The 19,959-nt window shown below is 64.5% G+C and carries 22 protein-coding genes and 1 pseudogene; 9 read left to right on the top strand and 14 right to left on the bottom strand.

What is annotated here, in order from left to right:
- The first annotated feature begins 16 nt into the window (after nucleotides 1–16).
- Entirely contained in the window at nucleotides 17–529 is a 513-nt protein-coding gene (locus CEY09_RS29435) for a carboxymuconolactone decarboxylase family protein (protein ID WP_088591313.1), read from the top strand.
- Between the two features lie 38 nt (nucleotides 530–567).
- The gene (locus CEY09_RS29430) at nucleotides 568–1,533 is read left to right on the top strand and encodes a tripartite tricarboxylate transporter substrate binding protein (RefSeq protein WP_088591312.1); all 966 of its coding nucleotides are present in this window, start codon (nucleotides 568–570) and stop codon (nucleotides 1,531–1,533) included.
- A gap of 33 nt (nucleotides 1,534–1,566) precedes the next feature.
- Here CEY09_RS29430 and CEY09_RS29425 read toward each other — a convergent pair whose 3' ends face one another.
- On the bottom strand, nucleotides 1,567–2,460 hold the full coding sequence (locus CEY09_RS29425; RefSeq protein WP_158218689.1) for a LysR family transcriptional regulator: 894 nt from the start codon (nucleotides 2,458–2,460) through the stop codon (nucleotides 1,567–1,569).
- Between the two features lie 110 nt (nucleotides 2,461–2,570).
- On the opposite strand from CEY09_RS29425, the gene CEY09_RS29420 reads away from it, so the two are divergent.
- Together CEY09_RS29420 and CEY09_RS29415 are read left to right on the top strand one after the other, a co-directional pair.
- Entirely contained in the window at nucleotides 2,571–3,377 is an 807-nt protein-coding gene (locus CEY09_RS29420) for a class II aldolase/adducin family protein (RefSeq protein WP_088591310.1), read from the top strand.
- Between the two features lie 58 nt (nucleotides 3,378–3,435).
- The gene (locus tag CEY09_RS29415; protein WP_088591309.1) at nucleotides 3,436–4,422 is read left to right on the top strand and encodes a tripartite tricarboxylate transporter substrate binding protein; all 987 of its coding nucleotides are present in this window, start codon (nucleotides 3,436–3,438) and stop codon (nucleotides 4,420–4,422) included.
- Between the two features lie 37 nt (nucleotides 4,423–4,459).
- Here CEY09_RS29415 and CEY09_RS29410 read toward each other — a convergent pair whose 3' ends face one another.
- The 4 genes from CEY09_RS29410 to CEY09_RS29395 all read right to left on the bottom strand — a co-directional run bounded on the left by CEY09_RS29410 (nucleotide 4,460) and on the right by CEY09_RS29395 (nucleotide 6,844).
- Complete coding sequence (locus CEY09_RS29410) at nucleotides 4,460–5,368, bottom strand: DNA/RNA non-specific endonuclease (protein WP_234818425.1); 909 nt, start codon at nucleotides 5,366–5,368, stop codon at nucleotides 4,460–4,462.
- An 81-nt stretch (nucleotides 5,369–5,449) separates the two neighbouring features.
- On the bottom strand, nucleotides 5,450–6,052 hold the full coding sequence (locus CEY09_RS29405) for a LysE/ArgO family amino acid transporter (RefSeq protein WP_006227829.1): 603 nt from the start codon (nucleotides 6,050–6,052) through the stop codon (nucleotides 5,450–5,452).
- Nucleotides 6,053–6,163: 111 nt separating this feature from the next.
- Complete coding sequence (locus tag CEY09_RS29400; protein ID WP_088591307.1) at nucleotides 6,164–6,415, bottom strand: hypothetical protein; 252 nt, start codon at nucleotides 6,413–6,415, stop codon at nucleotides 6,164–6,166.
- A gap of 204 nt (nucleotides 6,416–6,619) precedes the next feature.
- Entirely contained in the window at nucleotides 6,620–6,844 is a 225-nt protein-coding gene (locus CEY09_RS29395) for an HP1242/YdcH family protein (RefSeq protein ID WP_006227831.1), read from the bottom strand.
- A gap of 251 nt (nucleotides 6,845–7,095) precedes the next feature.
- Here CEY09_RS29395 and CEY09_RS29390 point away from each other — a divergent pair, with 251 nt between their 5' ends.
- Nucleotides 7,096–8,244: a sterol desaturase family protein gene (locus tag CEY09_RS29390; RefSeq protein ID WP_088591306.1), complete on the top strand. Its 1,149-nt coding sequence runs from the start codon at nucleotides 7,096–7,098 to the stop codon at nucleotides 8,242–8,244.
- 40 nt (nucleotides 8,245–8,284) lie between these two features.
- Here the strand turns inward: CEY09_RS29390 and CEY09_RS29385 are convergent, their stop codons facing one another.
- From CEY09_RS29385 to CEY09_RS29360, 6 genes are all read right to left on the bottom strand, one after another.
- Nucleotides 8,285–9,013: an anti-sigma factor gene (locus CEY09_RS29385; protein WP_088591305.1), complete on the bottom strand. Its 729-nt coding sequence runs from the start codon at nucleotides 9,011–9,013 to the stop codon at nucleotides 8,285–8,287.
- Nucleotides 9,010–9,579 carry a sigma-70 family RNA polymerase sigma factor gene (locus CEY09_RS29380; RefSeq protein WP_088591330.1) on the bottom strand — a complete coding sequence of 190 codons (570 nt, stop codon included), beginning with the start codon at nucleotides 9,577–9,579 and terminating at the stop codon, nucleotides 9,010–9,012. Before CEY09_RS29380 ends, CEY09_RS29385 begins: the two co-directional genes overlap by 4 nt.
- Before the next feature lie 127 nt (nucleotides 9,580–9,706).
- Complete coding sequence (locus CEY09_RS29375) at nucleotides 9,707–10,270, bottom strand: DUF3455 domain-containing protein (RefSeq protein WP_088591304.1); 564 nt, start codon at nucleotides 10,268–10,270, stop codon at nucleotides 9,707–9,709.
- Between the two features lie 138 nt (nucleotides 10,271–10,408).
- Nucleotides 10,409–11,035, bottom strand: coding sequence for an isochorismate family cysteine hydrolase YcaC (gene ycaC, locus CEY09_RS29370; RefSeq protein WP_006227836.1), 627 nt, complete (start codon nucleotides 11,033–11,035; stop codon nucleotides 10,409–10,411).
- A gap of 128 nt (nucleotides 11,036–11,163) precedes the next feature.
- On the bottom strand, nucleotides 11,164–12,135 hold the full coding sequence (locus CEY09_RS29365; RefSeq protein WP_088591303.1) for a LysR substrate-binding domain-containing protein: 972 nt from the start codon (nucleotides 12,133–12,135) through the stop codon (nucleotides 11,164–11,166).
- Between the two features lie 107 nt (nucleotides 12,136–12,242).
- On the bottom strand, nucleotides 12,243–13,208 hold the full coding sequence (locus CEY09_RS29360) for an AraC family transcriptional regulator (protein ID WP_088591302.1): 966 nt from the start codon (nucleotides 13,206–13,208) through the stop codon (nucleotides 12,243–12,245).
- Nucleotides 13,209–13,522: 314 nt separating this feature from the next.
- Between CEY09_RS29360 and CEY09_RS29355 the strand changes: the two genes are divergently transcribed.
- The 3 genes and pseudogenes from CEY09_RS29355 to CEY09_RS29345 all read left to right on the top strand — a co-directional run.
- Nucleotides 13,523–14,569: an aldo/keto reductase gene (locus CEY09_RS29355; RefSeq protein ID WP_088591301.1), complete on the top strand. Its 1,047-nt coding sequence runs from the start codon at nucleotides 13,523–13,525 to the stop codon at nucleotides 14,567–14,569.
- Between the two features lie 165 nt (nucleotides 14,570–14,734).
- A complete protein-coding gene (locus CEY09_RS29350) occupies nucleotides 14,735–15,964 on the top strand; it encodes an SMI1/KNR4 family protein (RefSeq protein WP_088591300.1) in 1,230 nt (409 codons plus the stop codon).
- A gap of 31 nt (nucleotides 15,965–15,995) precedes the next feature.
- A pseudogene (locus tag CEY09_RS29345) lies at nucleotides 15,996–16,733 on the top strand (YoaK family protein); the annotation flags it as partial.
- 32 nt (nucleotides 16,734–16,765) lie between these two features.
- Here CEY09_RS29345 and CEY09_RS29340 read toward each other — a convergent pair.
- The 3 genes from CEY09_RS29340 to CEY09_RS29330 form a co-directional block, all read right to left on the bottom strand.
- Nucleotides 16,766–17,521, bottom strand: a complete 756-nt coding sequence (locus CEY09_RS29340) for a hypothetical protein (protein WP_167390184.1) — start codon at nucleotides 17,519–17,521, stop codon at nucleotides 16,766–16,768.
- Nucleotides 17,522–17,543: 22 nt separating this feature from the next.
- Nucleotides 17,544–18,281 carry a tetratricopeptide repeat protein gene (locus tag CEY09_RS29335; protein WP_088591297.1) on the bottom strand — a complete coding sequence of 246 codons (738 nt, stop codon included), beginning with the start codon at nucleotides 18,279–18,281 and terminating at the stop codon, nucleotides 17,544–17,546.
- Between the two features lie 120 nt (nucleotides 18,282–18,401).
- Complete coding sequence (locus CEY09_RS29330; protein ID WP_088591296.1) at nucleotides 18,402–18,950, bottom strand: fasciclin domain-containing protein; 549 nt, start codon at nucleotides 18,948–18,950, stop codon at nucleotides 18,402–18,404.
- Nucleotides 18,951–19,236: 286 nt separating this feature from the next.
- On the opposite strand from CEY09_RS29330, the gene CEY09_RS29325 reads away from it, so the two are divergent.
- Nucleotides 19,237–19,890, top strand: coding sequence for a thiopurine S-methyltransferase (locus tag CEY09_RS29325; protein WP_088591295.1), 654 nt, complete (start codon nucleotides 19,237–19,239; stop codon nucleotides 19,888–19,890).
- Nucleotides 19,891–19,959: the final 69 nt, after the last annotated feature.

Raw genomic sequence — 19,959 nt, 5'->3', positions numbered from 1 at the left:
ACAAGGGGGAGTCACGATGGCAAGAGTCGCTTACGCAGATATTCAGAATCCGGAAACGCGGCCGCTGGTCGAACGCATTCAGCGCGAACGTTCCAGTCTGCCGAATCTCTACAAAATGCTGCTCAACAGTCCGCCTGTGGCCGAGGGCTGGCTGAACTACCTGACGGCCATTCGCCAGAAAAGCAGCCTGCCGCCCCGCTTGAGGGAGCTGCTTATCCTGCGCGTGGCGGTCCTGAACGAGGCCGACTATGAATTCGAGCAGCACCTGCCCATCGCGCTGCAGGCGGGATGCGGCGAACATCAGGTCGAAGGCGTGAAAGCAGGCGATTTCACCGCATTGGAGAGCGGTGAGCGCGCGGCCATGGCCTATTGCGACGAAATGACGCGTTCGATCCGCGTGCGCGACGCGACTTTTGACGCGGTTCGCCATGCCTACGACGACAAGGCGATCGTGGAGATCACGGCCACCATTGCGGCCTACAACATGGTGTCGCGGTTCCTGGAGGCCATACAAGTCGATCACGAGTAAACGGCGCAAGCCGGACATAACGATAATGGGAGACAACCATGCACCACCATTTTGGCGCTGTCTTGGCATCCGTTGCGCTGGGCCTTGCCCTGAGCGCGCCGGTTCATGCCGAACCGGCCTATCCGGCCAAGCCGATCCAGCTCGTGATTCCATTTGCGCCCGGGGATACCGATCAAATGCTGCGGCCGATCACGGAGAAGATGGGCCAGTACGTGGGTCAGCCGCTGATCGTGAACTACAAGCCCGGCGCGGGCGGCGGGATCGGCGCGGCTTTCACGGCAGCGGCGGCGCCTGACGGCTATACCATTGTCGGCAGTTCGCCCGGGTCACTCGTCGTCGTGCCGTTGGCCAACAAGGAAATCAAGTACACCACCGACTCCTTCACGCCGGTCGCGGCCATTGCGCTGGGCGGCATGATGATCGTCGCGCAGGGCAACTCCAAGTACAAGACGCTGGCCGATGTGGTGGCCGACGCCCGGGCGCGGCCCGACGCCATCGCCTACGGGACCTCCGGCGCCATGGGCATCAGCCATCTGCTGGGCGAGACGTTCGCCGCGGAAGCGAAGATCAAGCTGCGCCACATCCCTTTCCAGGGAAGCACGCCCGCCGTGACGGCGCTGCTTGGCGGCCATACCGATATTGCGGTGTCCGCGGTGGGGCCGGCGCAGGCGCATATCCAGGCAGGCGGACTGCGGCCGCTGGCTGTGTTCAGCGACAAGCGCCTGCAGGCCTACCCCGATGTGCCGACGTTGCGCGAACTGGGGTACGCGGTGGGCAGCCCCACGATCTACGGCCTCATGGCGCCCAAGGGCACGCCGCCGCAGGTGGTCGATAAGCTCTATCAGGCTGCGCGCAAAGTCGTGGCGGAGCACGGGGCCGAGGTGGACAAGACGCTAGCTGGCCTGGGCGCAGAAGTCAGCGTGCTGGGACCAACGGAATATGGCGCCTATCTGCAGCAGCAGCGTGCGCTGTTCTCGCGTGCGATCGGGCTTATCCGCGAGTAGAGGCCATGCGAGGGCCCCGCCGCAAGCCGGGGCTCAGGCTGCGTCCAGGCAGTTTCGTTCGGTCAGATGCTGCAGGAACATCCTTGAGAGCGTCCGCTCGGGGCGCAGCGTACTCCACAGCACATGGCTATGCACCTGGATGTCCGGCACCAGCGGCCGATGCGTCAGGCCCGGGATCGGCAATGCGGCAAGCAGGCTGGACTCCACCAGCGCCACGCCGGCTCCATGGAATGCGAGCACGATGCCCGTCATGGAAGTCGATACTTCCAGGCGGATGTCCAGGGGGCGGTCCATGAAGGCGCTCAGGCGATGCCTGAGCAGGGCCTGTGGCACGTACGTGATGATGGGGTAGGGCGCCAGGTCTTCAATCGAAATCGCGGCCAACTGCGCCAGCGGATGCGTCTGCGGAAAAATACAGCTGAGCATCGCGCCGCCGACCCGCAGCGATTCGATGCCCTGGCGGTCTCCTTGCGTGAACGCCACGCCCAGGTCGATCTGTTCGTTGATGAGCCGTTCGGCGATCAGGTTGGAATCCATCGACTGCAGAGAGATGCGGACCTTGGGGCGCGTTTCGACGAATTCGGCGACCGCCTGCGCCAGCCACGCATTGGCGATCGGCGAGCTGGCGGCGATCGACAACGACCCCTGTATGCCCTCGGCCAGGTCTTGGCTGAAGCGCTCCAGGCCGGTGACGCGGCCGAAGATGTCCTGCACTTCGGGCAATAGCGCGCGCGCTTCCGGCGTGGGCTCCAGGCGCCCGCCCTGGCGCCGGAACAGGATAAAACCCAGGCGTTGCTCGAAGTGCTTGATCGTCGCGCTGATGGCGGGCTGCGTGACGTTGAGCAGCGCGGCCGCGCCGGTGATCGAACCGGACATCATGACGGCGTGGAAGGCTTCCAGGTGGCGTAACTGGATCCGGGACAGCATCGTGGCGTCTCCATAAGCAGGCTTTATGGCCGGCATCGTTTTCGTGATTGGCTCCCATGTTAGGCCACTCCCTAGAATCCCGGAACGCTTCATTTTCTGCAGGAGTCCCCATGTCAGCCACCCAGCAAACGGTCTATCGTCCCGAACAGGAAGACCTCTACTTTCCCGCCTACCCCACGTTTGATTCGATCCCGGCAGAGCGCTGGCATCGCCGCCAGAGACTGGCGGCGGTATGCCGGGTTTTCGCCAAATTCGGCTACGAGTACGGCTTCGCCGGCCATGTGACCGTGAGGGATCCGGAGCATCCGGATTTGTACTGGACGAATCCGTTCGCGATGGATTTCGGACGGGTCCGCGCCAGCGACATGCTGCTGGTCGACCATCTGGGCACGGTGCTGGAAGGACGCTGGGCAGTCAATCGCGCAGGTTTTGTTCTGCATTCGGCGATTCATGAAGCGAACCGCGACCTGGTGGCGTCCTGTCACGCGCACACCACCCATGGCATGGCCTGGGCCGCGCTGGGCCGCGAACTCGATCCCATCACCCAGACCGCCTGCGGATTCTACGAAGACCAGGCCCTGATCACCGAAGAAGCCGGCGCGGTGGTGGTCGAAAACCTCAAGGGCCATGCGGTGGCCCGGGCCTTCGGAAATGCCAAGATCGCCATCCATCAGAATCACGGCCTGTTTTCGGCCGGACGCGAATCGGTGGAAGAAGCCGCCTGGTGGTTCATCGCTGCGGAGCGCGCGTGCGAAATCCAGCTCAAGGCTGAGGCCACGGGTAAGCCCCTGAAACTGATCGGCCGGGAAGCTGCCCTGCATTCCAAAAAGCATCTGGCGACCCCTTTCATGGCCTGGCTGCACTTTCAGCCCATTTATGACGCAATCGTGCGCCAACAGCCCGACTGCCTGCTCTAGCTCGCACGCGGGCCCACGCCTCAAAACAAGAAATAGACTGAACTCAAGGAGACAAACCATGGCAATCGCCTTTCATCGGGGCGCCCTGCGCGCCGCCATCCTGACCGTTGCGGGCTTCTGTTCGCCGGCGCTGGCCGCCTGGCCCGGCGACAAGCCCATCGAACTGGTGGTCGGATTCGCTGCGGGCGGGGAAACCGACGTGCTGGCCCGCACCTTGGCGCCTTACCTGCAGAAGCACCTCTCGGGCGCCGCCAACCTCATCATCGTGAACAAGCCTGGCGCATCGGGCGCGATCGCCAACGCCTATGTGCAGCGGGCCGCGAAGGACGGCTATACGGTCGCGATGGTGAATACGCCTCCCATGAACTTCATGCCGTTGGTCCAATCGACGCCCTACGACCCCGACAAGTTCGCTCTGATCGGCCGCGTCGTCAGCGACCCGACGCTGTTGGTCGTGCGCGCCGACAGTCCATACACCTCGTTGAAGGACCTGGTGGCAGCGGTCAAGGCCGGACGTGCCAACGTCAGCATCGGTCAGAACGGATTGGGCAGCAATGGCGGCGTGGCACTGAGCATCTTGACGCAGGAGAGCGGCGCCGCGTTTACCGAGGTGCCATTTACGGGAACCGGCCAATCGAAAATCGCGTTGATCGGCGGCCACGTCGATATGATTTTCTCCAGTCATACGGCGGTGCCCAACCCGGCCGCAGAGCAGACCAAGCTGCGCGTGCTCGCCCAGTTCGTCGACAAGCGCGCGCCCATGCTGCCGGACGTGCCCACCGCCAAGGAAGAAGGGTTTGATGTGGTCGTCCCGTCGGATCGGGGGTTGGCAGTAGACAAGGACGTGCCGCCCGAGATTCGAGACCGCTTGCAGGCGGCGTTGGAGGCCGCGCTGAAAGATCCGGAGTTCCTGGTCGCGGCGCAGTCCTTTTCGGCCATCTTGGCCTATAAGCCGGGCTCCGCGTGGCAGCAGGACATCGATGCGGCCAAGGCGCCGCTGGCCAAGCTGGCGGCCAGCCTGAAGCAGCGCGCAGCAGGTCGCTGAAAGGGGCGTGCGCCTTGCGCGCACGCGTGGCCCGCTGCTACCCCGCTGCGGGCAGCAGCCGCATCCCGGTCCGTCTCACAAACTCTTCATACGTGATCGGCGGGCCTTCCTTTGTGCTGGCGCTGTTGGCCTGCCAGTGTACCCACGAGCGTCCCGTCGTGGCGTCGTACACGAGCTTGAAGAGATGGCTGGGCACCGCCACACCGGATCCGATCGTCTTGGGCTTATCGCCGTAGACGGGGCCGGTGAAGATGTAGACATCGCCCGAGGCGCGCATGACGTACTTGCGCGTGTCTTGCTCGATGCGGCTCCATGCTCCGCTATTGTGTATCTGGTCTTGGGGCACCATGTTGGCCAGCGAGAAGCTCTGCGCCATGGTGTCCTTGGAATACATGTCGGCGGCGGGCGCCATGTGGCCACGCGAATAGCCGGATCCCCGGTAGTCGTCCAGGTTGGCGCGTTCCGCGCTGGGCAGGCGCGCTTCGGCGTAGAACTTGTCGGTTCGCTGCAAGCCTTGGGCCTGGGTCAGCATTTTCCGGTTCAGCCGTTCGGCGACGAATACCGATGTCTTGGTCTGGCCGTTGTGCAGGATGGCGAAGCCGGAAAAGCAAAGTTCGCGCAAATTCTGACGCGCGGGGACCGCAGGCAGGTTGCCCCGTGGGAAGAACTGCGGACATTCCGCAAATCGCGTCTGGGTCAGCGCGCCGTTTTGTGCCGCCACCGGCGCATAGGTTTCCTGGGCGGGCCAACCCAAGCGGTCCAGGATGGCTTGCGGGGTGAGTTGCGCCGGCCATTGCGGCTTCAGGACATAAGTGGCTGCGCCGAAACTCGCCAGCGACGAGAGAAGGAGGGCTCGCAGGAATCGATAGGCGCGATTCCCCGCTTTGGATTGGGACCGGGCTGCCGGGCGTCTTTTGGTTGAAGCTGTTTTTTTCGCGCGAGTCATGCTGCCTGTGTGTTGCTGCAGGCCGGCGCCTTGGTGAGGCCGGCACGTCATCGGATTGTAGATGACGCGTCGCGTGGCCCCCTACAGCACCAGCTTGAAGCCGATGGCCAGCATCGCGACCCCGACACAGCCGTCCAGTACGCGCCAGGCTTTCGGGTTGGCGAAGAAGGGCCGCAACAAGCGCGCGCCGTAGCCCAGCGTGAAGAAGAATACGAACGACGCCGACATGGCGCCCAGCGCGAACGCGGTCTTGGCGCCTTCGTATTGGCTGGAGATCGACCCCAGCAGCACCACGGTGTCCAGATAAACGTGCGGGTTCAGCCACGTGAAGGCCAGGCAGGTGGCCAGCGTGGCGGCCAGGCCCGCCGTCTGTTTGGTGGAGGGAGACAGGCTGTCGTGCTGCGTTCGGAATGCCGAACGCAGGCTGCGCGCGGCGTAGACGAACAGGAACAGGGCGCCGCCATAGCGCATGGCGGGTTCCAGCCAGGGCAGGGTGTCGACGGCCAGTCCGAACCCGGCCACGCCGGCGGCGATCAGAATTGCGTCCGACACCGCGCAGGTCAGACAGATGGCGAAGACGTATTCCTGACGGAGGCCTTGGCGCAGGACGAACGCGTTTTGCGCACCGATCGCGAGGATCAGGCCAAGACTGAGCAGGAAGCCGGGAATGAAGGCGGTTGTCATGGATCACCCTGTAAAAGGGCGACAGACTAGCCGTTGCGAGAAGGTTAGAAAAACTAAATAGCCTAAACCAAGTTCAGTTTTGCTTAACAGGCGGCGCCATGCGTGCGCTGCTTAATGCGGGCGTGCCGCAACCAGGGGAGCATTCAATGTCCGCAACTGGGTTTGCAAGGATTCCAGCAGCAGCTGGATCTGTTCGGAGGTCAGCGCGTAGACCCGACCGCGGCTCGCTTCGTCCGGGGATTGAGCGGCTTGCGTGATGAAGTCCAGGCGGACCAGCAGCGAATCGTATTCCACGACGGGCATCATCGCCCAGCCTGTCACCGGCAAGACCGGCTCGCCATCCTTGAAATCTCTGTCCAGCATCTTGAAGTTCCTCTTCCGGGTTTCAGGCGGGAGCCCATGCGGGAGGGGATTTTAGGCGTTCAGCTTGGTGTAAGCAATGGGCGGACGCCGCGATAGCTGCCCGGGGGCGGCCCGGCCTGTATCGAGATGCGGTTCGAACGGACGGTGGCGTACTTCCGTTTCTGAAAAGCGAAGCACGCAACCGTCGTCAACGGTGCAGGCGGCTCAGCCGCCGCCTTGGTCCGCCGCACGCAGCAAACCGTACAGCTTGTCCTTCAACTGCAGCTTTTCCTTTTTCAGCACCTCGATGTTGGTGCCGGAGCTCGGCACGATGCCGTCTTCCATATTCTTGATTTCCTGGTCCAGATCGTTATGACGTTGGAACAGCGCCGAGAAATGCGCATTCTCGGATTTCAGCTGGGTAATGAGTTGGCGATATTCAGGGAACATTGGGGCCTCTCTTGGATACCAGTTGACGGGACCGGTGTCGCGCCAGGCACGACGCGCATCGGCGTCAATTCCATGACACGCCAACGCCCGCGCCTTGTCAACCGCGGAACCTGCCGTCACACGCCCGGCATTGACGCTACGCAAGGCGCCCCGCGGCGACAGCAACTCTGTCGCGCATGCTCACGTTTCATTACATGGGTGTTTCCGCCCGGCGATACACTCGCTTCCCCGTGGTCAGCCATAAAAGTGACATGAAACAGCGCGTGCCTATCTATCGGCAGGTCTTTGAACTCTTCCGACAGGACGGACGTATCCACGCCGGCACAGGGATGATGAGCGGCGTGATCGCGCTCTTCCTGGCGATCCTGTCTGTACTGGGCGTGCTGGCCTTCCACTTTCCGGCCTATCTGACCACGCCGGAACTGCGCGCGTTCTACTCCGTGGACGCGATGCGCACCCTGCTGTTCGGCGCGCTGCTTGTCTCGGGCTCGATCGCGCTGGCCAATACCGTGTTGGGCCGCCAGCGCTGGCTGAACATCACCGCCTTCGTGCTGGTCTGCAGCGCCGTGGCGGCCGGCGGCAGCCAGATCGTGGTGACGACGACCAATACCGGCAATCACCCCTATCTGGGTCTGGACTGGTTCATCCTGGATCTGCTGGCGTCCAGCACGGTCTTCATCATTTTCGAGAAGCTCACGCCGCTCTACCCGGGCCAGCCAGTGTTTCGCGGCGAGTGGCAGGTGGACATGAAGCACTTCCTGTTCAACCACCTGTCGGTGGGGGCGGTGCTGCTGTGCATCAACTTCTTCATCCACCGCCTGTTTTCGTGGGCGGCCTACGAACCGCTGCAAGCCGCGATCCAGTCCATGCCGTATCTGCTGGAGCTGTTCGTGGCGGTGCTGGTGGCTGATCTTGCGCAGTACGCGGCGCACCGGGTGTATCACGAGGTGCCGGTCATGTGGCGCTTCCATGCGGTGCATCACAGCACGCGCACGCTGGATTGGCTGGCAGGCTCGCGCCTGCATATCGTCGAACTGCTGATCACGCGTGTCGCCGTGCTGGGCGTGCTGTTCGTGCTGGGCTTTTCGAAGTCGGTGCTGGACGCCTACATCATCATTGTCGGTTTCCAGGCGGTGCTGATCCATTCCAACGTGAAGCTGCCGTGGGGATGGCTGCGCTACATCATCGTGACACCTGACTTCCATCACTGGCACCATTCGTCGGATACGGAAGCGATCGACAAGAACTACGCCGCGCATTTCTCGTTCATCGACTATATCTTCGGCACCGCCGTGCGCGGCGTCGGCAAGCGCCTGCCCGAGAATTACGGCATCCTGGATAACGACATGCCGGGCTCCTTCCTGGCGCAGCAGGCGTATCCCTTCCTGCGCAAGAAGTAAGCGCTTGCGCGTCCGGGCCACTGCGCCCGGAGCGCACTTTCTACAGCATCTTGACCGCGCGCCCGATGAACTGGATGGGGCCCGTGGGCTTGCCGATCGGCGAACCCGTCTTGGGTTCCAGCGTCAGCTCGAAAAGCTGATTGGGCTCCAGCGGCGGCAGCTTGTCCAGCGGGATGCGAACCGCCTCGCCGGGCTTGATCAGGCCCAACGACACGGGGCCGGCCCAACCGTCGGCCTTGGTCCAGAATTCCAGCGCGCGGTCCGCCGGGACTTCGGTGGCGGCGAGCGGCACCAGTTGCACGGCGTTCTGGCCGGCCTGAGCCTGCACCACCCAGCCCGGCGCCTGCGATTGCGGCGCCACCAGCACCACCACATATTGCGCAGCCCCCGGGGCGGGTGCTGGCTGCAGCGCCAGCGTGCTGCCCAGGATCAGCACTGCGGCCATGCCGCCGGCGGCCAGGCTGCGCCAGAAGAGCAGGCTGTCCCAAAGGCTGGACGTGGGGCGTGCGCGGGAGGGTTGGCGCTGGGCGGTTTCCGCATCGAGCGTGCGGGTGATGCGCGGCCAAAGACTGGCTGGCGGTTCCACGGGGGCGGACAGGTTCGCAAGCGGCAGCAGCCGTTCTTCCCAGCGGGCGATGGCATCGCGCAATGCGGCGTCGTGCGGCAGGCGGGCTTGTACCTCGCGGCGCGCCTGGGCAGACAAGGTGCCCAGCACATATTCGCCCGCCAGGTCGTCCAGGCTATCGGGGGATTCGTGGGCGGCGTTCATGCCAGGCACTCCTTGAGCGCTTGCAGGCTGCGCTTGATCCAGGCTTTGACGGTGCCGAGCGGCGCCCCCAGGCGCTGGGCGATCTCGCTGTGAGACAACCCTTCCACATACGCATGCAGTACGCAGTTGCGGCGTACAGGCTCCAATTGCTCCAGGCACGGGCCGATCTGGCCGGCGCTGGCGCGCCAGTCGAAGGCGTCGCGCGTATCGTGCCAGGCTTCGATGGCGTCGCGGGCATCCAGGGCAGCAGCCGTATCTTCATCGACGCCGGTCTCGCGCGCGGTGTCGCGCAGCGCGTTCAGCGCCAGATTGCGAGTGATGCTGTAGACCCAGCCGCGCCCCGACCCGCGGGACGCGTCGAAGCTGCCTGCCTGTTTCCAGATCCTGACGAAAGCGTCATGCACGATGTCCTCGGCCCAAGCGCGGTCGCGCAGCAATCGTTGGGCCACGCCAAGCAGGCGCGGGCCTTCTTGCCGGTAAAGGGCTTCCAGTGCGGGCCGGCGGCCGGCGGCGCACTCCTTGATGGCAGCTTCGTAATCGAAATCCGGGGTCAGGCGGTTCGGCATGCGAGAGCGGGAGCGGGAAGTGGGCGGCCGTGCGGACAGGGTACGCACGGTGGTCGGTTGCGCCATCTTACCGGACTCCCTTGACGCCGCCCGGGCCGACCGCATGCGGCCGGCCCGGGCGGGGCTTTTAGTTCGCTTTCCAGAAGATGTAGTCGGCCTGGTATTGCACCTGGCTCTTCTGGCCCAGCGTGGTGGGCGTGCAGGGCGTCTTCGGCGCCACGCCGCCCTTGAGCGCCACGCGCTGGATGTAGGTCACGCCCGTCAGCGCGCCGGCCCCTACGGCGGGGTTGGCCTTCACCAATTGATAGGGCAGGTTGCCGTCGCCCGATGGCGCAACCGCTACTTGCGTGCCGGTCAGCTTGGATCCGTCCATGGCTTCCCAGGTGGCCGGGGGGCCGTAGTAGGAGCCCACTTGCTTGCCCTGGCGGTCGTTCAAGACCGCCTTGGGGCCGGCGAAGACCCATTCGGTCTGGCTTTTCATGTCGGCCTTGGCGCGGCACTCATAGGTGATTTCACCCACGCCTACGGTTTCCCAGGCCACTTTGTTGCCCGCGGGCACCTGGACGCTGGCGGGAAGGTCGGTCTGCGAGTAGGCCATGGACTTGGCGCTCATCGAGCCGCAAGCGGCAAGGAGCGACACGGCGAACAGGCCGGCAACGGTGGGAATGCGATTCGAACGTTGGGTCTTCATGAGCGGTCTCCAGCGGCGTGAAAGTGCCTGTAGACGGCGCGCACGATGCGCGCCGGTACAGGTACTACACGCGGGAGGCCACATCGGATGCAGGCCGGACGCAATTATTTTGCGTCCGGCCTGAGGGGCAGGGCGTGATTACTTGGCCGACCGGTTGGCCGAGTAGGAAGCCATCAGATTGCGGTAGTCGGGGATGTGGTTGGCGAACAGGGTGCCCAGGCCCTCGACGTCATTGCGCCAGTCGCGATGCAGTTCGCATGCCACGCCGAACCACGACATCAATTGCGCGCCGGCTTGCTCCATGCGGCTCCAGGCGGCGTTGCGGGTGACTTCGTTGAAGGTGCCCGAGGCATCCGTCACGACGAACACGTCGAAGCCTTCTTCCAGGGCCGACAGCGCGGGGAACGCGACACACACTTCGGTGACCACGCCGGCGATGATCAGCTGCTTCTTGCCGGTGGCCTTGACGGCCTTGACGAAGTCTTCGTTATCCCAGGCGTTGATGTTGCCGGGGCGGGCGATATAGGGCGCCTTGGGGAATTTGTCCTTCAGTTCCTGGACCAGGGGGCCGTTGGGACCGTCTTCGAAACTGGTGGTCAGGATCGTGGGCAGCTTGAAGTATTCGGCCAGGTCGGCCAGGGCCAGCACATTGTTCTTGAACTGGTCGGGTTGGAAATCGCGCACCAGGGAAAGCAGGCCGGCCTGGTGGTCAACCAGCAGGACGGCGGCTTCGTTCTTATCCAGCTTCACATAGGGTTTGGTCATGGTTTGCTCCGTTATGTCGTCAGGTCGTGGTGCGCGGTGTGGCGCGGGGTTGAACACGTGAGTGCATGAACAGAATTCTAAATACAAGCCAATAAGCCCGGTAGACGGGATTTTCGCGCCTCAGTGTTCTATAAATCGGACGACGAGAGACCGCTTTTCAGGAAGGGAATGCCGTGGCGTTGCTGGGTCTCGTATTCGCGCCGGGCGCTCTCACGGTACTCCGCGTTCATGAAATCCAGGAGTTCGCGCACGGCGGGCAATAGCCCTCGCCGCGAGGGGAAGACGGCATGGACGGCGCCCGGCTCCGGATACCACGGCGCCCCGACCGGTACCAGCGTGCCCGCATCCAGTTCGTCGCGGATCATCATCAGGGGCAGGGCCGCTACGCCCACGCCGCGCAGCGTGGCTTGCTTGAGCGCCAGCATGTCGTCCGTGACCAGGCGGGGGGCGAACGGCACGTTCTGCCGGGCGCCCTCGGGGCCATCCAGGCGCCACTGGCATTCGCGCTGCTCGGTGCCCAGCGCCAGCGTGGGCAGTTGGCTGATCTGGCTGACGTCGGCGCCGGCGGGCAGCGTGCGCGCCAGCGCCGGGCTGGCCGCGAGAGTCTGGCAACTGGTGCCCAGGTGCTTCATCACCAGGTCGCTGCTTTCGATCGGTCCGAACCGCACACGCACCGCCAGGTCGAACCCCTCGCGCAGCACATCGACCGGGCGGGAAAAACTCTTCAGGTACACGTGCACCTTGGGGCACTTTTCCATGAAGCGCGCCACGACATCGCCCAGGAAGTAATAGATCAGCGCGGGCGGCGCGCTCATGCGAATGGTGCCTTGCGGCTCGGCATGGGTCCGGTCGATGACGTCTTGCGCGGCTTCGGCGCCGGCCAGCATCGACAAGCATTGGTCGAAATATTCCTGGCCCAGTTCGGTCACGGCGAAGGTGCGAGTGGACCGCTGGATCAGGCGCACGCCCAGGCGGTCTTCAAGCAGGGCGATGCGGCGGCTTAGGCGTGACTTGGGAATGTCCAGGGCGCGCCCGGCCGGCGCGAAGCCGCCGTTCCTGACGACCTGGACAAAGTAATAGAGATCATTCAAGTCGTGCATGGACTTTCCGCTGTTCTGATAATGGGACGTAGCGGGGAGCATATAACGCCCGCCACGTCCCCAGGCGGAAAGCCTGCGGGCAATGCCGCTTGCCGACGCTCGCCGGATCAGGCCGGCGCGCCGGCCGATTCCTCTTTCCAGCGCTGCTTGTCGCGCAGCGGCGGCGTGCCGAACAGGCGGCTGTATTCGCGGCTGAACTGCGACGAGCTCTCATACCCCACGGCGTGCGCGGCCAACGCGACGCCGGCGTCGTCGCTCAGCATCAGGCGGCGCGCTTCCTGCAACCGAAGGTGCTTCTGGTATTGCAGCGGGCTCATCGCAGTGGCCTGCTTGAAGTGGTGATGCAGCGACGACACGCTCATGTGCACGTCGCGGGCGATCTCCTCCACGCGCAGCGGCTGGGCGTAGTTGTCCCGCAGGATGCGGATGGCCTTGGCCACACGGTTGAGCTGGCTGTCCTGCAGCACCGTCTGGCGCAGCACCACGCCCTGGCCGTTCATCAGCAGGCGGTAGAGCAGTTCGCGCTTGACCATGGGCGCCAGGATGGGGATGTCGCGCGGGGTGTCCAGCAGCCTCAGCAGCCGCAGCACGACGTCCAGCAGGGACCCGCCCAGCGGATTGACGCACAGCGCGCGCGACGCTTCGGCCGGCAACAGCGGCGGCAGATTCTCGTCGCTGATCAGTTCCGCGATCTCTTCCGGGTTCAGATCCAGGCGCAGGCCCAGATACGGCAGGGTGGGACTGGCGACCGACACCTTGGCCACCACGGGCAGGTCTACTGACGAGATCAGGTAGTGGAAGGGGTCGTACTCATAGGATTCGTCACCGATCAAGACGCGCTTGGACCCTTGGGCAATGACCGCCAGCGCGGCTTTCTGCAAGCCGGGTTTGGCGCCGGTGGGCTGGGACAGGCGGTGCAGGTACAGGCCCTCGATGGGCGTATCCAGCGATCCCTCCAAATCCCCCGTCATCCGGTCCAGCGTGCAAAGCAGCTCGCGCCGCGCCGGCTCGTAGGCGATGTCCAGGGGGGCGGCGCTGGCGAAATCTCCGGGTCGAACGGTAGTAATAGGCATGGAGGCTCCTGAAGGCGTGCCGCCCGCGCGGGCGGCCGGCGGAGCAGAGGATTAAGCGGGCTCCAGTGTATGCCCAGCAACGGCGGGCTGGACAGTCGTGATTTCGGGGTGTGGAGAAATGGGCAAAAAGTTTGGAGGATCGGGCGCATGCCTGATCCTCTGCCGCTACTGCCAGAGAATCAGGCAAAAAAGGGGCAGGATCAAGCAGCGCGCGGTCGGCCTTCCGGACGCATACTGTCTCCACCCCGGCAAGCCAGCGTCCGGCGCTCCATCCCGGGGCGTGCAGGCCGGCTGCCCCCAGAAGGAGTGCAATCATGCGGTACAAGAAATTTGGCAGCACCGGCCTGTTCGTCTCGGAACTCTGCCTGGGCACCATGACTTTCGGCGGCGAAGGCGAGCTGTGGAGCAAGATCGGCGCCCTGCAACAAGAGGACGCGAACCGGCTGGTAGGTCGGGCATTGGATGCGGGCGTCAACTTCATCGACACGGCGGACGTGTACTCCGAAGGCCGGTCGGAAATGATCACCGGGCAGGCGTTGCGTGACCTGAAGGTGGCGCGCGACGACGTGGTCATCGCCACCAAGGTCTTCGGCCAGACCGGCGCCGGCGTGAATGCGCGCGGCAATTCGCGCTTGCACATCCTGGACAGCGTGAAGAAGAGTTTGTCGCGCCTTCAGCTGGACCATATCGACCTGTACCAGATCCATGGGTTCGACCCGGCGACGCCGGTCGAGGAAACCGTGCGCGCCCTGGACACCCTGGTGCAGCACGGCCATGTGCGCTACGTGGGCGTTTCCAACTGGGCCGCCTGGCAGATCATGAAGGCGCTGGGCATCGCCGAACGCCTGGGACTGGCGCGCTTCGAATCGCTGCAGGCCTATTACACGATCGCGGGCCGCGACCTGGAACGCGAACTGGTCCCCATGCTGCAAAGCGAAGGGGTGGGCCTGATGGTGTGGAGCCCGCTGGCTGGCGGCCTGCTCAGCGGCAAGTACGGCCGCGACGGGTCGGCAGAAGCCGGTAGCCGCCGCGCCGCGTTCGACTTCCCGCCGGTCGACCGCGACCGCGCCTATGACAGCATCGACGTCCTGAAAACGGTCGCTGATGCGCGCGGCGTGTCGGTCGCACAGGTGGCCTTGGCCTGGTTGCTGCACCAGCAGGTGGTGACCAGCGTCATCATCGGCGCCAAGCGTGTCGATCAGTTGGACGACAACCTGGCCGCCACCGGCATCAAGCTGACGCAGGACGAACTGGCCGCGCTGGACAAGGTCAGTGCGCTGCCGCCCGAATATCCCGGCTGGATGCATGTGCGCCAAGGCGAATTCCGGCGCAAGCAACTGGCCGAATCGGGCGAGGCATAAGCGCGGCGGCGTTCAGGACTGGACCGGGGACCAAGCGTCGACAGACGTCTCCAGGTCCAGCTTTGCCGCTAAATTGCATTGGCGTGGCAAGCGTCACGGCGGGGGCGGCATCTGCGCGGTAGTGGGCTAGTAGAATCTTTGCAGCGGCAACTCCGAAGATTTCCCATGAGCGACTCCTTTTCCCCCGATGAATCCCGCGCGCTGCGCGAGCATGGCATTGCGCTATTCGCGGATCGCGTCCTGATCTCCGTGCAGCCGCCCTTGGCCGAGACGCGCATCGCAGAAATTGAAGCAGCCTGCGCCGGCCCCTTGCCGGACGCGCTACGCGACTTGTGGCGCCTGACCGCGGGCGGCGAGCTGGCCTACGATCTGCGCGCAACAATGGACGGCAATGAAGAGGCGCTGAGCTGGGCCGAATTGTTCTATGACGGCAGCGACCACTACCGCGATCTGCAAGGGTGGATCGAACACGAACAAGCGTGCGCCGAAGAGGCTGCCGACGAAGACGGCGAAGCCTGGAACGGCAAGCTGCGCTATCTGCCCATCGGTGGTTTCGAGTATTGCGACCGAATTTATGTCACCGTCGAACCGGGCCCGCGCGCGGGCAGCATCGTGGCGTGGAAGAAAGGCTTGCCGGGCTGGACCCATGCCTTGCAGCAGGACGGCATCGCAACCATCGCGCCGGACCTGCACGCGGCATTTGCCGCGCTATGCCTTGAGACGGACCCGGAACAAGACGAGGACAGCCCCGGCGTGCGCGTGCTGGAGTACCTGGACGAACGGGTCTCGAACCACGGCATGCCGCAGGCCCTGGCGGACAAGGTGACCGCGTTCTACCTGCGTGCGAGAGTGGACTGGCGCGGCCCGCTGGCCGCCGGCACGCTGCTTGAATCACCGGGCCTGGCCAGCCTGGCCCTGCAGCACGCGCTGGCCCACGATGATGCGGCGCTGGTGCGGCAACTGGCCGAGCAGGGCATGTCCTTTGATCTGCCCCTGCGCGGCAGCGCCAAGCCAGTCGAAGTCGCGTTGATGCAGCATGCCTATGCGGCGGCCGACGCCTTGCTGCAAGCCGGCGCCCCTGTCAGCCCCACGGCGACCCATCGTTTCGACCGCCAGCCTTCGCTCCAATTGGTTCAGGGGCTGCTCGCCCACGGCGCCGTCGCCGACGCGTTGGGCGTGGCGCGCTGCGTGGCCTGCGGATCGCCCGAGGCCGCGCGCCTGGTCGCCCAGGCCTGCGGAACAGGCATTGAAACCGCTTACGCCGACGTGCGGGATTCCATGGCCAATAGCTACGAGGAAGACCTGCGCGGTGTGCGTGCGGGCAAACTGGGCCATTATCTAGGGGCCGAGGGTCTGGCCGAGCGCGTCGCCAACCTTCGGGAGTTCTCGCTGTGACGTTCAACGATCCTGTTTTGAAGGAACAAGGGTGGCCATTCCGTATTTGCGGCGGTTGACGGCCGTCAGCCGCAGCCCGCAAGCCAACCGGCATCTTGCCTACTTCCTGACCTTCACCGCCGGGGCGGTCAATGCCGGCGGTTTCCTGGCCGTTCAGCAATACACCTCGCACATGTCGGGCATCGTTTCGATGATGGCCGACCACATGGCGTTGGGCGGCATGATCGTGGTGCTGCAAGGCCTGGCCGCATTGCTCTCCTTTCTGGCCGGCGCGGCCAGCTCCGCGTTCCTGATCAATTTCGGCCGACGCTCCCATCTGGCCAGCGAATACGCCTTGCCGCTGTTGCTCGAAGCCGCGCTGCTGCTGGGCTTCGGGCTGCTGGGCGCCAACCTGGAGACCTTGCGCTGGTTCTACGTGCCGGGCACGGTCATGCTGCTGTGCTACATCATGGGCCTGCAAAACGCGATGATCACCAAGGTGTCGCGCTCCGAGATCCGCACGACGCACGTGACGGGCATGGTGACCGACATCGGCATTGAACTGGGCAAGCTGTTTTACTGGAATGTGGCCAAGGGCGATGCCCAGACCATGCCGCCCGTGCGGGCAGACCGCGCGAAGTTGATCGTGCTGAGCCTGATGGTGACGCTGTTCTTCGTGGGCGGCGTGACCGGCGCCTATTCGTTCTTCCATTTCGGCTTCGGGTCTACCTGGCCGTTGGCGCTGCTACTGACGCTGCTGGCGGTGGTGCCGATCGCGGACGACATCCGCAGCTTCATCCACCGCGCCTAGCCACAGGGGGGCTATCGCTTCGCTTTGCTCGCGGTGGAGTGGATCAGGAAGACCTGCAACGCCGCCAGTGTTTCGTAATGCAGCCGCTTCAGTCTGGCATCCTTGACGGGGTCGACCACGGCGTAACCCTTGGCGTCCACCGGGTAGGGCTCGCCCAGCAAGCGGGCGATGTCGATCTGGTAGTAGCTGGCATCCCCGTACGGCCGTTTGCCGTCGATGTACGGCATCGGCCAGAAGCGTTCGCCTTCACGCAGCACGGCCTGCAGCGACGTCGCATCCACCTCGCGCCAGACCGCGGCGCGCAGCAGCGTCAGATGCGCTTGTTGCAGCGTGAACTCGCCTTGCGCGTCGACACCGCTTTCCGGGAAGTCGAACGCCTCTTTCATTTCGGCCGGCACGGTGTAGCGCCCGGGGTGCAGCATGCCAAGAGACCCTACGTAGCGTGGCAGCAGACGGCAAACTTCCGCCAGGCGGCGAACGGCCAGCGCGTCGTCCGTGGTCTTGAGCGCGTTGCGGGCGAGGGCCAGCGTGTCGGCGCCGCCCAGCAGCGGTTGCTCGAAATCGACGGTGGGCGCGCCGGACTCGACGGGCATCCACAGCACGCGCAGCCGGCGCATCAGGGCCGCATGCTGGCTGGTATAGGCCAGGGTGTCGGACGGCCCCCCATACACCTGCCGGATGATCGCATCGCGTCCGGGCGAGGCAATGGCGCGCAGTGGGGCAACGGTCAGGCCGGCCAGAGCCAGGATCAGCGTCCGGCGTGTCATCGGATTTCCAGGCATTGCGGGCTCACTTCGGCATGCTGTTCAATTCGGACTCGGCCAGCGGGTATCCGGGTTGCAGGCGCAGCGCGCCTTCATAGGACAAGCGCGCGTCGCCTAGACGGCCAAGCCGGCGCTGCAGATTGCCCATATTGGTCAGGATCAACGCACTGGCGGGCTTGGCCGCGACGGCCTTCTGATAGGCGGCAAGTGCTTCCGCTTCGCGGTCCAAGGCGTCCAGCAACGAGGCCTGCAGGTTGTAGCCAATGCTCCAGTCGGGAAATCGTCGGGTCAGTTCCTGCGTGGTGGCCAACGCGTTAGGCAAATCGGACCGTTCGGCTTGCACGCCAGCCTTGTTGATGTAGGCCCACTTATTGTCGGGGTTGAGCTTGATGGACTGGTCGATCAGGTCCTGAGCGGCGGCGGGATTGCCCTGCTGGCTTTGCAGCTTGCCCAGGAACAGCAGGACATCCGCATTGCGCGGGTCCCTGCGCGCCATCTCTTCGCCCAGACGCTGCGCTTGCTGGCGGTCACCTGCGCGCAACGCCGCGGACACCTGCGCGTTCAATTCCTGCATGGCAGGCGGAAGCTGTTGAATGCGGGCGCGCAAGGCCTCGTTGTCGGTCTGCAGTTCGGTTTGATAGGCATGGTCCAACTGCGAGGCCGTCTGCGCCCGGAGGGCGGACGGCGCCAGGGTCAGCGCCAGTGCAAGCAGCGGCGAATACAACAGTACGGATGGCAAACGGCGGCGCAGGGTCGCAAGCATGGGGGGCGGCGGTTCCGAATGGATGGGGACAGGTCAGGTCCCTACGATACCGGAACCGCGGCCGGCGGCAAAAGCCCGGCGCGATGGCCGGGCATTTGCTCTGCCGGTTTGCCGTCGCAATCACTTCGGCATCAGCACCGTGTCGATGACGTGAATCACGCCGTTGGACTGGTAGACGTCATAGGTGCTGATGGTGGACACGCCTCCCTTTTCGTCCTTCAGGGTCAGGTTGTGTTTGCCGTTCATCATCACCCACAACTTGCCGCCGCTGGCGGTGGTCAGTTCGGTAGAGCCCCCGCCCTTCTTGATCTTGGCGGCCAGCGCGTCGAAATCCAACTTTCCGGGCACCACGTGGTAGGTCAGGATCTTGGTCAGCGTCGCCTTGTTCTCAGGCTTGACCAGGGTATCGACCGTGCCGGCAGGCAGCTTGCCGAACGCGGCGTTGGTCGGGGCGAACACCGTGAACGGGCCCTTGCCCTGCAGCGTGTCCGCCAGGCCCGCGGCCTTTACCGCTGCGACCAGCGTGGTGTGGTCCGCGGAGTTCACCGCATTGGCCACGATGTTCTTCGAGGGCATCATCGCCTGTCCGCCAACCATGACGTCGGCGGCATACGTGGGCGACAGGGTCAGGGCAGAGCAGGTGATGGCAATCGAGGCTAGCAATTTCATGACGATCTCCTTTTGTGTGGCCGTCATGAGCAGATACGGGGCGGGCACGCGATTGGATGCGCTGAGTTTCCTAGGTGTAAACCCGGATCGTACCGCCCCGGGCCTGCCGCGCGCCCATCGGTTTTACCCGGGGCGGGGGCACTACAATGCCGGGCACCGGATTGCGCGGAATCAAGCGCGCCGGCGGCGATACCCGCTACGCTGGGTGCGCCAAGGCGTCCGGGCCCCGGCCGGCCCGGTAGAAGCGATTAGCTTGCAACCGAAATACAGGAGGAGCAGACAACGTATGGACGCAGAATTCTGGTTGGAACGCTGGCGCGAAGGGCGCACGCACTTTCATCAAACCCGGATTACGCCGCTCTTGCAGAAGTACTGGCCCACGCTGGCCGTACCGCAGGGTGGACGGGTGTTGGTGCCGCTTGCCGGAAAGTCGCTGGACATGGTCTGGCTGGCGGCCCAGGGCCATTCGGTGTTGGGAGTCGAACTTTCCCAGCTCGCGGTGGACCAGTTCTTCGAAGAGAACGAGCTTCGACCCGCCACGCATGAATCCGTCTACGGCAAGCACTACGTGTCGGGCAACATCGAAATCATCTGCGGCGACATCTTCAAGCTGGATGCGCAAGTGTTGTCGCACTGCGTGGGCGTCTATGACCGCGCCGCGCTGGTCGCTTTGCCCGAGTCCATGCGCGCCGAGTACGTGCGCCATGTCTATGGGCAGTTGTCCCCCGCTTGCCGGGGCTTGCTGATCACCCTGGACTACCCGCAGGAAGAAATGGCGGGGCCGCCGTTCTCGGTGGTGGACAGTGAAGTCCAGGCGATCTTCGCAGGCGTCTCGCCTGCGAAGATCATCGACCGCCGCGACATCCTGGACAAGGAACCCAAGTTCCAGAGCGCCGGCGTCAGCCGTCTGGACACGGTGGTCTACCGCCTGGGCGTGTAGGATGGGTGAAGCGCAAGAGTCCTTAAGCTAGAACTCGGCTATTGAACGCGCGCAACCCATCATCTCGCA

It is taken from the genome of Achromobacter marplatensis (assembly GCF_002209535.1).
In the GTDB taxonomy this organism is placed as follows: Bacteria; Pseudomonadota; Gammaproteobacteria; order Burkholderiales; family Burkholderiaceae_B; genus Achromobacter; species Achromobacter marplatensis.
Note: the sequence above shows the minus strand (reverse complement) of the source record. Positions and strands in the feature narration are given on the sequence as shown.